Raw genomic sequence first — 13,355 nt, forward strand, 5'->3', positions numbered from 1 at the left:
GTGATTCTTCCCCTATCTGCCGGTCGTCGGAAACAGTACCGGCGCAGCCTCGGCCGAGGGGAATACGCAAGACACGTTGTGCGCGCAGCCGGGCACCACGGTCAGACTGCGCTTCTTCTGTGGCGATAGCATGTGCTGGTCGTAGGCCAGGTAAGCCAGCCCGCGCTGCAAACGATATGGACCTTGAAGCTGTGCGCCGCAGGTCTTGTCCAGCAGCCGATACGCCGTGCCGGGGCCGTCGCCCATGTCCAACGCGCCTTGAAGATAGGCGACGTCTGCCTGTGCATAACGCTGACGTGCCTCGCTGGCGGTGCGACCCAGGGTGGCGGGCATGTCCGCAATGCCGTATTTCCAGCTTGCATAGTCGGGGCACTGCTGCGGCGTGGCCGGTGCTGCAAACACGTAAGAACACGCGCTCTCGCCGCTGGTCTGCGTGCAACTGCGCCAGTCCACCGGCTGACCATTGCGCTGCGGAGCAGGACGCACGTCATCGAAGTACAGCCAGGAACTTGGGTCGGCAACCACATAACGTACCGACAAACCCGCAGGCGGATTGGCAAAGGCGATGTAGCGCTGGACGAACTGAGCACCCGCCGAAAAGCCGGTAACAGTCACGGTCTGCAAGCGAGGCCAGCGCCGCTTCAGGTCGGCCAGCAATTGGTCCAGCGCGGCAAATGAAGTCACGCTGCTGCCCTTGGCGGTACCGCCAGCCATCCAGGAACTGCATGTCCACAGGGCATCGCCGGGTTGGGCCGCAGGCACACCCGCCGACTGGCAACGCTCGCTGGCCGGGCTGGCGACTTGAAACAAGGGAGCGACGATCAGCGTATCGGCAACACGCCCGGCCTGCCTGGCGGCAAGCTCGCCCGCCGCCAGGGTTCTGCCTGCATCGCGCGGGTGGCCGTGGAAGGCGACCAGTGCCGATACTGCTGTGTCGTCAGAAGACCCAGGTGCCCTGCGCGAAACGAAGTAGTTGAGCGCGCCCGCTTTCGCACCCAGCGAGATGGCGTAGGCGTCGGCGATGTCATTCAACACGGGGGTGGCGGCCGGGGTGGCAGCATTCACGCTTGACGCTGCGCAAGCCAGCAGCAAGGCACCCGCGCCGCTGCGCAGCACAGCACCGAAAACACCGCGGGTGCCCAAGGCGTCTGCGTAAAGATCACGAAACTTGCGATTGCCTGGCATCGTTTCTACCTTTGTGGCGATCAAGGCGCAGTGTTCACGCGCTGGGGTGTCAAAGCAGTCGGGGAGTCATTGGCAGCGGCGATCCACCGACTCGCACACACAGTCTACGGATCTGCGCGACTTCAGGCAGGCGTAAGCCCAGGCGTTTTTCTTGCCGTATTTGCATTGATGTTCATACGCCTGTCGTTGTTCCTGCTCTTGCCCCAGTTATTGCCTCCGCCGCCGCCTTATTTTTCATGCCCACCCACTGGCCACCGCATCATGCGGATGCAGACTCTCCAGGTGCCTGACCGACACATGCACGTGCTGATACGCACCGTCCAAGCTCGCCAGAATGCGACGCGTGGCGTCTTCCACGTACATCAGATTCTGGCCGTTGCGCTGCGCAAAAGCTTGTTCATCGGCGCGCTTCACCGCTGTCTGCACCGCAGTTCCCAACGCGGCTTCGATGCGTGCGATCAAGGTTTCGATCCCCAGCGCATCACTCGCGGCACGTCCCATTTCCAGGGGGTCATCGTCGTGTGACCCCACCGCATCCTCTACCACGCCCAAGACATCCACCGACACCTGAGCCACACTGCGCTGGCTGTGCGGCGTAGCCAGGCTGCCGTGTTCGGCAAGCCACGCTGCCACCGCCTGCGGCGACAGATTTGTACCGCCCGCGAAGTCACGCAAGAAGGCATCTTGCAAGACCTGTCGCGACAAGGCTGCCGAGCACGGGCAGGTGGATGAATACGTCACCTCTACACCCAGACGCAAAGACATCGCACCGTCGCGCCATTGCGCGGTCAGCGTCACGGGGTAGGCTTGCCAGCCACTCAGGCCCGGCGTCACCAAGGCGGGGCGAGCACGCAGCAGTTTGATCCGCCACACAGCACGTGCCGCCGTCGTGCCACAGTCAGCGTGACTGTCCACCATGTCTTGCAGCAGCATCGCCAACAGCTCGGGCGTCAGCTCACGATGCTCGGCCACCTCGTTAAGCAGGCGATGCAGGCGCGACATGTGAATGCCTTTGACGTCCGCGCGGGGCAGGTCCACGGCAACGTCCACTGAGGCCGGAATACGCATCCCGCCCAGTTGAATCGGCAGATCGATGCCGTCCATGCCCACCCAATCCAGGGGCAGCGCAACAGCGGGAGACTCGGTGGTGGCGACGTCGGGTAAGGGCTGGATCATCGTGGTGCTGCCTGAGTGGTGAAGAGATGCGGGCAAGGAAGGTGGATGTGATGCGGTAGATGCGAAAAGCGGTGGCCGTGAAAAACAGCAGAAGTGAAAAACGGCAGAAATGAAAACGCAGGCCGATGCTGCCATTTTCGCCGCCACACCTTAACGCAACACTGTTGCATTATACTGCGTGACTCCGCACATCATCCTGCATCCCCGGCGGTGGGCGATTGCCCTGCCGCCGCGCCTGCGTTCTTTCGTCGAGGTCCGCATGAATCAGCCCTTGAATCCGTCTTCAAATCCGTCTGTGAATCTGCCCCACAAACTCCCCGTCACCGTCCTGTCCGGTTTTCTGGGGGCCGGCAAAACCACCCTGCTCAACCACATCCTGAACAACCGCGACGGCCTGCGTGTGGCGGTCATCGTCAACGACATGTCGGACGTCAACATCGACGCGGCGCTGGTGCGCGAAGGCGGCGCTGAACTGTCACGCACCGACGAGAAGCTGGTGGAAATGAGCAACGGCTGTATCTGCTGCACGCTGCGCGAAGACCTGCTGCTGGAAGTCAGCCGCCTGGCACGCGACGGACGCTTCGACCATCTGGTAATTGAATCCACCGGAATTTCAGAACCGCTGCCGGTTGCCGAGACCTTCACTTTCGAAGATGAACAGGGCCAGAGCCTGTCGCAAGTGGCACGGCTGGACACCATGGTGACCGTGGTCGATGCCTTCAACTTCCTGCGCGATTACGGCTCGGTCGACAGTCTGCGTCAGCGCGGTGAATCGCTGGGCGAGGACGACCAGCGCAACGTGGTCGACCTGCTGATCGAACAGGTGGAATTCTGCGACGTGATCGTGCTGAACAAGATCGACACCATCGACGATGCCGCCCGTGACCGCCTGGTGGCGATTCTTACCCGCCTGAACCCGCGCGCAAAAATCGAATTCGCGCAGTTTGGCCGCATACCACTGGACCGCGTACTGAACACAGGCCTGTTCGATTTCGACGCAGCGTCCGCCGCCCCCGGCTGGCTGAAAGAACTGCGCGGCCAGCACGTGCCCGAAACCGAGGAATACGGCATCACGAGTTTTGTCTATCGTGCCCGCAAGCCCTTCCACCCCCAACGCTTCTGGGACTTCGCGCAATCCGAGTGGCCCGGCGTGCTGCGCTCCAAAGGCTACTTCTGGCTGGCCAGCCAACCCCAGGTTGCCTGCAACTGGTCACAGGCCGGAGCCATCAGCCGCCACGCAGCATCAGGCCACTGGTGGGTGTCAGTCCCCAAGGCGCAATGGCCGACCGACCCGGAATACCTTGCGGCAATCAAGCAGGTGTGGGCACCCGATGTGGGCGACTGCCGTCAGGAACTGGTGCTGATCGGCATCGACATGGACGAGGCGCAATTACGCGCCCAGCTGGATGCCTGCCTGCTGAGCGACACCGAAGTCACAGCCTTGCTGCGCGGTGACTTCGAGGCCGACGACCCGTTCACGACGTACTGGAAGGCGGAAGCGGCGGCGTCGATGGCGAAGCAGCCGGAGACGGTGTTGGCATGATTGACGACGTGGTGGACGACGCCACAGAAGACATAGCGGCCGGCGCAGCCACCACCCCATACAACGCCGCCACCAGATCAGACTGCGTCACCGTACCCACCACCTGACGCGCCTCATTCAGCACCGGAATCTGGTGCAGGCCGCCGTCAGACAGAGGGCGGATCAGCGTGCTCAAGGGCGTCGATTCCGTCACCGTCACCACCTCACGTGTCATGCACTGGGCCACACGCAAGTCGCGCCATTGCACGCCTGCTTCCCGGCCACCCTGGTGGGTGATCACATCGCGCAGCGAGATCACCCCTGCCAGCGCGCCCTTGGCGTCCAGCACCGGCAAAGCTTGCAATCGATGTCGGCCCAGCAGACGCCATGCTTGCTCAAGCGGTTCGTGCTGACCGATGCACACCATGTCGCGCGACATGATGTCGCCACAACGCAGATCCGCAAACCGGCGTTCGCTCGCATGCCGTTGCGCCTCGGCAGCGATATGCGTCAGATCGTCCTCATCGATGTCCAGAAAATCGCCCTGCTCATCCAGCGCCTGTCGCACATCGTCGGCGCGCAGGCCGGTACGTGCGCTGGGTGGTGGATCACGGGTCAGATGCACATTGGCAGGTGCTTCCTGGCGACGCAGATAATTGCGCCGCAGGATCCCGTTGAACAGGATCGCCACCAGCACCAGCACCACGGAATTGAATGCCACCGGCGACAACACAAATCCGAAACCCAGACTGGTGACGGCCGGCCCGCCCAGCACGGCGGTCAAGGCCACCGCGCCGCCAGGCGGATGCAGGCAACGCAGCGCGAACATCATGCCGATGGCCACCGCCACTGCGACCGGCGCGGCATAACCGGCCGGCAGAAATTTGAAGCAACACACGCCCACGATGGCGGACACGATGTTGCCACCCACAATCGACCAGGGCTGCGCGAGCGGACTGGCCGGTGCGGCAAACAGCAGCACGGCAGATGCACCCATCGGTGCGATAAACCACGGATTGAATCCGCCCAGGGTCTGCCGCCCGACCCATTCCGTGCACAACAACCCGATCCATGCCCCCAGGCTGCCATACAGACGTTCACGCCAGCTTGCATGCACCGGCGCGGGCTTGAGCGCGCGCAACCATCCCAGAACCCCGACCACGGTGGCCCCCTTGCAAAGGCATCCCGCAACCGGCACAACGCACGCGACAGAACGCGATGCGCAGGTGAGCGCCCAGCAACGGGATGCAATCCTTGACGTCCCTGCGCAGACCGGGTCTACGCAAATCGCCAATGTATGTGTAAGGGGAGAATTCTGGCACGACGCGCGCCATGCTGCTTGCAGACGAGCGAAATGGCCCCGGATAACGAGGGCCATCCGATGGTCGGCGCAACGCACCGACCAGGTTCACATCAGCCCTGGCGGGCCTTGAAACGCGGGTTGGACTTGCAGATGACGTAGACGCGGCCACGACGGCGCACGACCTTGCAATCACGGTGACGCGTCTTGGCGTCTTTCAGCGATGCGAGAACTTTCATGGAGCAGCTCCTGTCGGATGAACCCATGCAGTGTAGCGTTAATTGCAACTCAATTGCATTAACAAATTTTGGCATTCGTCCTGATTTGCCAACGCGCTACCATCGATGACCGCTTACAGAGGAACCAGACCACGTGAATACTCCGGTGACGACTTCGACGAACTTCCCCTCCACTGCCTCTTTTGCGCAAGTGCTCGCCACCGCCGGCCTGTCCGGACTGCTGCTGGCTACCGCCGCAGCACAGACGCCGCCGCAGTATCCGGTCGAACATTTCTTCCGCAATCCCGAGCGTGGCTTCTTCCGCCTGGCCGATGACGGCAAGACCCTGGGATTCATGCAACCGGTCGCCGTCGACGGTCATCCGGCCCGGTTGAACATCTTCGTGCAAGCCCTGGAAGGCTCGACCCCGGTCGGCACGCCGCGTCGCCTGACCGGCGAAACCGAACGCGACATCAGCAACTTCTTCTGGAAAGGCGGGCGTACCGTGCTGTTCCAGAAAGACTTCGGTGGCGATGAGAACTTCCACGTGCTGGCGGTCGATACCACCACTGGCCGCGTGACCGACCTGACGCCGTTCGACGGCGCGCGTGCGTCCATCGAAGACGATCTGGAAGATGATCCCGACCATGTGCTGATCAGCCACAACCAGCGCAACCCGGAAGTCTTCGACGTGTTCCGCGTAAACGTGCACACCGGTGAATCGGTGCAGGTGGCGGAGAATCCCGGCAACATCGTTGGCTGGCAGACCGACCACGCAGGCCGCGTGCGCGCCGCGGTGTCCAGTGACGGCCTGAACAACACCCTGCTGTATCGCGACGACGAATCGCAGCCCTTCCGCGAACTGCTGACCACCGACTACCAGACTTCGGTCAGCCCCGCCTTCTTCACCTTCGATGACCGCAAGCTGTACGCGCTCAGCAATCGCGGCCGCGACAAGCTGGCACTGGTCATCCTGGACCCGGCCAACCCGGACAAAGAAGAACTGGTGTTCGAACCCAGCGACGTAGACCTGGGCGGCGTGGCGTATTCACGCCTGCGCAAAGTGCTGACGGTAGCCGGCTTCGAGACCGACAAACCCCAGCGCAAGTACTTCGATCCACAGACCGAAGCCCTGTACCAACACCTGCACCGCGCCCTGCCCGGCTACGAAGTGCTGCTGCAAGGTGCCACCCGCAACGAAGACAAGTTCATCGTCGCCGCCTACAACGAACGCACGCCGGGTTCGCGTTATCTGTTCGATGCCGCCACCAAGGAATTGTCCAAGCTGGCGGACATCAACCCGCTGCTGCCAGAAGACCAGATGGCCCCCACGGTGCCGGTCAGCTACCGCAGCCGCGACGGCCTGACCATCCACGGCTACCTGACCGTGCCGCTGGGCCGCGACCCGAAGAACCTAGCATGCATCGTCAACCCGCACGGCGGCCCGTGGGTGCGCGACAGCTGGGGCTACAACCCGGAAATCCAGTTCCTGGCCAATCGCGGCTTCTGCGTGCTGCAAATGAACTATCGCGGCTCGACGGGCTACGGCCGTGAGTTCTGGAAAGCCAGCTTCGGCCAATGGGGCCTGAAGATGCAGGACGACGTCAGTGACGGCGTGCAGTGGCTGATCGACCAAGGCATTGCCGACCCCAAGCGCGTGGGCATCTATGGCGGCAGCTACGGGGGTTATGCCACCCTGGCTGGTGTGGCCTTCACGCCCGACCTGTACGCGGCAGCCGTGGACTACGTGGGCGTGTCGAACCTGTTCACCTTCATGAACACCATTCCGCCGTACTGGAAGCCCATGCTGGAAAAGATGTACGACATGGTGGGCCACCCGGAACGCGACAAAGAACGTTTGGCCGCGACCTCACCCGCGCTGCACGCAGACAAGATCAAGACACCGCTGTTCGTGGCCCAGGGTGCCCGCGACCCACGTGTGAACAAGGCCGAAAGCGACCAGATGGTCGAGGCCTTGAAAGCGCGTGGTGTGGACATCGAATACATGGTGCGCGACAACGAAGGCCACGGCTTCCACAACGACGAGAACAAGTTTGCGTTCTACGCCGCGATGGAAAAATTCCTGAGCCAACACTTGAAGCCGTAAGCAGCACTGGAAGACCAAGGGGCGGGGTCATGCACACTCGGCAATGCGGGTATTTGAATCTGGTCTTTGAATACCGCCGCTGAATTCCCGTCCCTGAGCTTCACGCAGAAATTCACGCGCCCTGCTGCACCATCGCCCGTGTAAATCCCACCGTCTTTTCCATCACCACCAGCAAGACCACAATGCCGACGATCACCACACTGGACACTGCTGCCAGCAAGGGATCGTCGGCATATTCCAGGTAGCCGTAGATCTCGACCGGCAAGGTCTTCATCCTCGGCCCGGACAGAAACAGCGACACCACCAGATTGTCGAAAGACATGATGAAGGCAAAGCAGGTGCCCGCCGCCACACCCGGCATCAACAGCCGCAGTGTGATCTGGAAAAACACCTGCAGCGGCCCGGCCCCGGCAATGCGCGCGGCACGCTCAATGTTCGGATCGACACGCGCCAGACTGACCAGCACCATGCGAATGACATACGGCGTGGTGACCACCACGTGCCCCAGCCACATGCCAACAAAACTCGCGCGCAATCCCAGGCGGGAGAAGTACATCAGCAGCGCAATCGCCAGCACCAATTGCGGCAGCATCAAGGGCGACAACAGGAAGGATTCAAGCGCGCCCCGACCGGGGAATTTGTGCGTGCGCAAGCCCACCGCAGCACTCGCGCCCAGCAACATGCTGGTGACGGCAGTGGCGGCAGCAAGCTGCAGACTGGTCACGATGGCGCGGCCGAATTCCAGGTTGTCGGCCAGGGCTGCGTACCAGCGCAAGGAGAACCCCTGCGGTGGGAAAGTCAGCATGGCGTTCGACGTGAAACTGATCGCGACCACCACTGCCAGCGGTGCCAGCAGAATGACCAAGGTGGCAATGGCGACGATGACGATCAAGGGGTGACTGGGTGAAGAACCTTCCGATCTGATCACGATGCCCCTCCTGGCAGGCGTCGCGACACGGCACGCTCCAAGGCCATCACGGCCCCGATCACCGCGAACAGCAGCACACCGATCGCTGCACCAAAGGGCCAGTTCAGACTGACCAGGAATTGATCGACCACCAGATTCGCAACCGTGGTGGTGCGACCGCCACCCAAGATGCGTGGCGTGACGAACGAACTCGCGGCCAGCGTGAACACCAGTACCGACCCTGCTGCCACACCCGGCAGACTCAGCGGAAGAGTCACCTTGAAAAAGCGCTGGCGCGGGGTGGCACCTGCGATTTCTGCCGCACGCAGCACATCGCGCGGAATCGCCTGCAAGGCCGTGAAAACGGCCAGAATCATGAAGGGCAACAGCGCTTCGATCAGGCCAAGCACCACGGCAAATTCGGTGTAGATCATGCGCACCGGGCCGGTCACGACACCGCTTAACGCAATCAGCGCATTGATCGGTCCGTTATCGGCCAGCAGCACGATCCACCCCAGCGTGCGGATCGATACCGTCACCATCAGCGGTGCCAGCGCGGCGAACAGCAAGGCCGCGCGCAACCAACCGCGCTGACGCAAGGTCCACCACGCAAACGGGTAGGCAAGCAGCAAGGAACATCCGGTGACCAGCGCGCCGATGCGCAGCGTTGTCAGCATCACGGATCGGTAATACGGATCGCTCAGGAAGCGGCCGAAATGCGCGAACGTCCAGCCGCGCCCCAGCTCGCCCGCCGGGCCTGTGGACACGCTGGTCAATGCGATCAGAATCAGCGGCCCGGCCAGCAAGGCCAGCATGACCACAACAGCAGGCAAGAGCATGGTCGGCGGCCACACGCGGCGGGCTTTGCTGGTGAAGGCGGGATCGATCATGCCGGCGTGATGGGTATCGACGTGATGGGTGCCTGCATGATGAGCACCTGCATGATGAGCACCCGCGTGGTGGCCCCCCACGTAACCGGCAGCAACGTGGCCGTCCTCTTCCTTCGCATCGACACCCGTCGCCGGTTTACGCATCGGCCAGCCAGCGTCCATCTTCGGGCAACCACGCCAGCACGACGTCTTGTCCTGCCACCACCTGCATCACATTGAATCCAGCCTGCGTCACCCGCCAGACCGCATCACCCACTTGCACGTCAATGCCCTGGCTGGCACCCCGAAAGTGCGTGCCTATCACCCGCCCGGAAACCTGATTGCGCGTACCTGCTTCACTTGCACTGCCGCACAGCGCAATGCGTTCGGGCCGCAACATCAGCGTGCCGGGTGCTGTCCCCACCGTCGAAGACACACGCCACGACCCTGCACTCCCCACCACCTGATGGTCTCCTTCGGAAGTGACCGGCAGGAAATTGGCCTCGCCCAGAAATTCGGCCACGAAGCGCGAATTAGGTCGGAAATAAACCTCATGGGGCGTGCCCTGCTGCGCCACACGCCCGGCCTGCATGACCACCACCCGGTCGGCCAATTGCATGGCCTCTTCCTGATCGTGGGTGACGAACAGCGCAGAAATGCCAAGACGTCGCTGAATCTGCTTCAACTCATCACGCAAGCTGATACGCAGGCGCGCGTCCAGACTGCTGAAGGGCTCATCCAGCAACAGCAATTCAGGCTGATACGCCAAGGCCCGCGCAATTGACACACGCTGCTGCTGACCACCAGACAACTGCTGCGGCATGCGCTGCGCATAGTCCGCAAGCTGTACCAGCGCCAAGGTGTCGAGCGCCTTGGCGCGCGCCTGACGACGCGGCATACCGCGCACGGTCAGTCCAAAGGCCGCGTTATCCAGCACTGACAGATGCGGGAACAGGGCATAACTTTGGAACACCATGCCGATCTGGCGACGATGCGGTGGCAGATCGTCGACCACCCGCCCGGCCAGGCGAACCTGCCCGCCATCCGGGCGCAGAAACCCGGCAACCAGATTCAGCGTAGTGGTCTTGCCGCAACCGGAAGGCCCCAGCAAACAGACAATCTCGCCAGGGGCCACCGACAGCGACACCCGATCCACCGCCAGCTGCGCATCGAAGCGTTTGACCAGGTCTTCGACCTCAACGGCGGCAGGTGCACCCGCCGCCGCGCGGGCCTGTGCGTGCACGAAACTCAACGCTGGATTTCGCGATTCCAACGCTCGATCCACGCGTCCTTCTTGTCCGCCACCTTCGACCAGTCGATGGTCATCACCTGTGCCACCTCGGGGCCGTCGATCACCCGTTCCGACACCTTGGGTGCCAGAGTGATGCCCTGCACAGTGGGGCCGAGACTGAGAATTTCGGCCATCTTGGCCTGCACACCCGGCGTCAGCAGGTAATCAACCAACTTGTACGCGTTGGGCGTGACCTTCGAGCCTTTGACCACCGAGGCACCCATGATGATCGGCGGAATGCCTTCGACCGCGTTCACGTAACCCACCGGGAAGCCGGTATCGGCCAAGGTATAGGCGCGCGAATCCCCCCACCAGCCCAGCCATGCGGTTTCCTGCTGCAAGGCACGTGTGGTGTCGGCCGGGTTGCGTGCGAACACCACCACGTTTTCGCGCAGCTGTTTTGCCAGCTCGAAGCCGGGTTCGATGTTGTCTGCACCACCGCCACCGGCCTTGGCCATCAGCACCAGCATGCCCATGCCATAGTTGCTGGATGCGCCCTCGACCACCACCCGGTTCTTGAACTCGGGCTTGAGCAGATCCTTCACCGAGGTCGGTGGCGTCATGCCCTTATCCGCGAACAATTTCTTGTTGTAGATCAGGCCACCGCCAATCAGGCCGGTATAGGCGCTGGTACCCACCGGGGCACGCAGATTCGGGTAGATCGATGCCAGATTCGGCACTTTGCTGGCGTCCAGCGGTTCAAACAAACCCAGCAGAGACCCTTCAACCTGCTGCAGATCGCCCGAATACATCACGTCGATTTCAGGATTGGCCTTGGTGGCAACAATGCGCGCCAAGGATTCATTGGACGTCGACGCCAGATACTGCACTTCACACGCACACTGCTGACGGAAAGGTGCAATCACCTCGGCCTCCATCAGTTTTTGCCAAGCACCGCCAGGACCGGCGAACACCAATGCCTGCGCATTGGTGGCACCTGCATAAACACCCACAAACATCGATGCCAACAGCAGAGTTTTCTTGAACATGGACAGTATTCCAGGGTCGGAGGGGATCAGAGCGTCAGGCCAAGTTTCTTGCCGGCGACGATATGGTCGTCATCCAGCGAAATGCCGAGTGCATTATTGAATCGATTGAAGAAACCCGCCAGTGCAATACGCAGCGTGAGTTCAACGATTTGCGCCTCGGAAAAATGCACGCGCAAACGATCGATCATGGCATCGTCGATATTGGCCGAATACTCGCTGACCGCGACCGCATAGTCGCGCACCAGACGTTCCTGATCCGACAGGTCCGGCACATCGACATCCAACAGACAGGAGACGGTGTCGGGCGACAAGCCGAGTTGCACCAGACGCACACTATGGCGGCCACTGCAGTGCCGACAGTCGTTTAAATGGGACACTGCCACCACGGCAATTTCGATCAGACGCTTCGGCACAATGCTGTCGGTGGCAAAGGTTCCCATCAGGGTTCCCATTGCTTTCAGTTGTGCGGGCAAGTGCGCCATCACAAGCTGCCACGTCAAAGACATGAACTGAGTCTTCTGAGCGGCGAGCGTTTCCTTCATGTCCGGGGTCATGTGTTCTGGCAGAACGTCCAAAATGCGTGACAAGCGGTTCTCCAGGGGCAGCTAAAAAAATTGGGGGGTAGCCCATTCTTCCATAGCACCACCTTCTGAAAACGAGATTAATCTAGCATTACGTGCCACGAAAAATAGCGGCTTCGATGTTATGATCGATTTACATTCAGTTACTTATTGAGGTTTACCCTCGCATGGAGCGCAGATTTCATGGCTGATGAGCTTGGCGGACGCGTGCTCAGCGCAAGGCAGGTAGAAGCGTTCCAGACGGTCATGGTCACACGCAGCATGACTGAAGCAGCCGAGCTGATGCATGTGTCGCAACCGGCAATCAGCCGGCTGATCCACGATATGGAAGCCGCGCTCGGCTTTGCCCTGTTCGAACGCAAGGGCCCGGTCATTTCGGCCACCCTTGAAGCCATTGAATTGGTTGACGTGGTGCACAAGCACTATGTCGGGCTGACGGCAATCCGGGAACGCGCCGATGACATCGCTGCGCGCCTGGATGGCGAGTTACGCATTGGCGTCACGCCTGCGCTGGCTTTGCATTACGTGCCCGAATTGCTGGCATCGCTCGCGTCCGAGATCGCGCCTGTGGGCATCGTGCTGGAAACCGGCACCTCGCTGGAAATGATTGCGCGTGCGGCAGCTGGTCAGGTCGACGTGGCGATTGCCGTGGTCAACAGCACACAGGAAGGCGTCGGCCTGATCCATCTACCACCGCTGGAAGCCGTGTGTGTGTTGCCCACCGGCCATCGCCTGGGCAATAAGGAATGGATCACCCCTGGCGATCTGGTTGGCGAGTCCTATGTGGCATTGGCGCGCAGCGCAGCCTTGCAGATCCAGATCGACCGGGTGCTGGCGGCCGATGGCGTGCAGCTTCAGCGACGCGTGCACACCACCATGTCGGCAACCGTGTGTTCCATGGTGCAGGCAGGCATGGGCGTGGGCATCATCGACCCACTGACTGCATTCTCGCTGGCTGGCAGCCTGATGGTGCGCCCCTTCAGACCCGCTGTGCCCTATCACCTGGAAGTCATCTTGCCGCCTTCGCCCCGCCGCCCGGCAGCAGCGCGGCGTTTGGCCGATGCCTTGTCGGCCAAACTGATGAAAGACTTCCGCGAGATTGCGCCGGGTTTGCGAAGCGTCGATTGAACGACAGCGCTTACTTCTTGCGCTGAGGCACCTTCTTCGGCGCACCGGCGGTCGTGCTACCTGTGGGCAGCGGCACACCCGT

At 61.8% G+C, this 13,355-nt stretch carries 12 protein-coding genes; 3 read left to right on the top strand and 9 right to left on the bottom strand.

From position 1 onward, the window contains the following. Nucleotides 1-12 precede the first annotated feature (12 nt). Nucleotides 13-1,185 (bottom strand): hypothetical protein, encoded by a 1,173-nt coding sequence (locus FXN63_RS24340; protein ID WP_246164961.1) that lies wholly within the window; start codon nt 1,183-1,185, stop codon nt 13-15. A 234-nt stretch (nt 1,186-1,419) separates the two neighbouring features. Then, nucleotides 1,420-2,361 (bottom strand): GTP cyclohydrolase I FolE2, encoded by a 942-nt coding sequence (locus FXN63_RS24345; protein ID WP_148818094.1) that lies wholly within the window; start codon nt 2,359-2,361, stop codon nt 1,420-1,422. A 259-nt stretch (nt 2,362-2,620) separates the two neighbouring features. Between FXN63_RS24345 and zigA the strand changes: the two genes are divergently transcribed. After that, nucleotides 2,621-3,904, top strand: coding sequence for a zinc metallochaperone GTPase ZigA (zigA, locus tag FXN63_RS24350; RefSeq protein ID WP_148819790.1), 1,284 nt, complete (start codon nt 2,621-2,623; stop codon nt 3,902-3,904). Here the strand turns inward: zigA and FXN63_RS24355 are convergent. Together FXN63_RS24355 and ykgO are read right to left on the bottom strand one after the other, a co-directional pair. Then, on the bottom strand, nt 3,837-5,045 hold the full coding sequence (locus FXN63_RS24355) for an HPP family protein (RefSeq protein WP_246164962.1): 1,209 nt from the start codon (nt 5,043-5,045) through the stop codon (nt 3,837-3,839). The two genes, zigA and FXN63_RS24355, sit on opposite strands and share 68 nt — an antisense overlap. Nucleotides 5,046-5,296: 251 nt before the next feature. After that, nucleotides 5,297-5,422, bottom strand: coding sequence for a type B 50S ribosomal protein L36 (gene ykgO / locus FXN63_RS24360; protein WP_148818096.1), 126 nt, complete (start codon nt 5,420-5,422; stop codon nt 5,297-5,299). Between the two features lie 190 nt (nt 5,423-5,612). Here ykgO and FXN63_RS24365 point away from each other — a divergent pair, with 190 nt between their 5' ends. Continuing rightward, a complete protein-coding gene (locus tag FXN63_RS24365) occupies nt 5,613-7,508 on the top strand; it encodes a S9 family peptidase (protein ID WP_148819792.1) in 1,896 nt (631 codons plus the stop codon). A 112-nt stretch (nt 7,509-7,620) separates the two neighbouring features. Here the strand turns inward: FXN63_RS24365 and FXN63_RS24370 are convergent, their stop codons facing one another. From FXN63_RS24370 to FXN63_RS24390, 5 genes are read right to left on the bottom strand one after another with little or no spacing between them, the layout of a single operon-like run. After that, nucleotides 7,621-8,436, bottom strand: coding sequence for an ABC transporter permease (locus FXN63_RS24370; RefSeq protein WP_148818097.1), 816 nt, complete (start codon nt 8,434-8,436; stop codon nt 7,621-7,623). Then, entirely contained in the window at nt 8,433-9,449 is a 1,017-nt protein-coding gene (locus FXN63_RS24375; protein ID WP_187395018.1) for an ABC transporter permease, read from the bottom strand. Before FXN63_RS24375 ends, FXN63_RS24370 begins: the two co-directional genes overlap by 4 nt. Beyond that, nucleotides 9,442-10,527: an ABC transporter ATP-binding protein gene (locus tag FXN63_RS24380; protein ID WP_246165293.1), complete on the bottom strand. Its 1,086-nt coding sequence runs from the start codon at nt 10,525-10,527 to the stop codon at nt 9,442-9,444. Before FXN63_RS24380 ends, FXN63_RS24375 begins: the two co-directional genes overlap by 8 nt. A gap of 5 nt (nt 10,528-10,532) precedes the next feature. After that, nucleotides 10,533-11,564 (bottom strand): extracellular solute-binding protein, encoded by a 1,032-nt coding sequence (locus FXN63_RS24385; protein ID WP_148818100.1) that lies wholly within the window; start codon nt 11,562-11,564, stop codon nt 10,533-10,535. 26 nt (nt 11,565-11,590) lie between these two features. Further along, a complete protein-coding gene (locus FXN63_RS24390) occupies nt 11,591-12,151 on the bottom strand; it encodes a carboxymuconolactone decarboxylase family protein (RefSeq protein WP_148818101.1) in 561 nt (186 codons plus the stop codon). Nucleotides 12,152-12,328: 177 nt separating this feature from the next. Here FXN63_RS24390 and FXN63_RS24395 point away from each other — a divergent pair, with 177 nt between their 5' ends. Beyond that, nucleotides 12,329-13,273 carry a LysR substrate-binding domain-containing protein gene (locus FXN63_RS24395; RefSeq protein ID WP_148818102.1) on the top strand — a complete coding sequence of 315 codons (945 nt, stop codon included), beginning with the start codon at nt 12,329-12,331 and terminating at the stop codon, nt 13,271-13,273. Nucleotides 13,274-13,355 lie beyond the last annotated feature (82 nt).

Origin of the sequence: Pigmentiphaga aceris (genome assembly GCF_008119665.1) — a bacterium.
GTDB lineage: Bacteria > Pseudomonadota > Gammaproteobacteria > Burkholderiales > Burkholderiaceae_B > Pigmentiphaga > Pigmentiphaga aceris.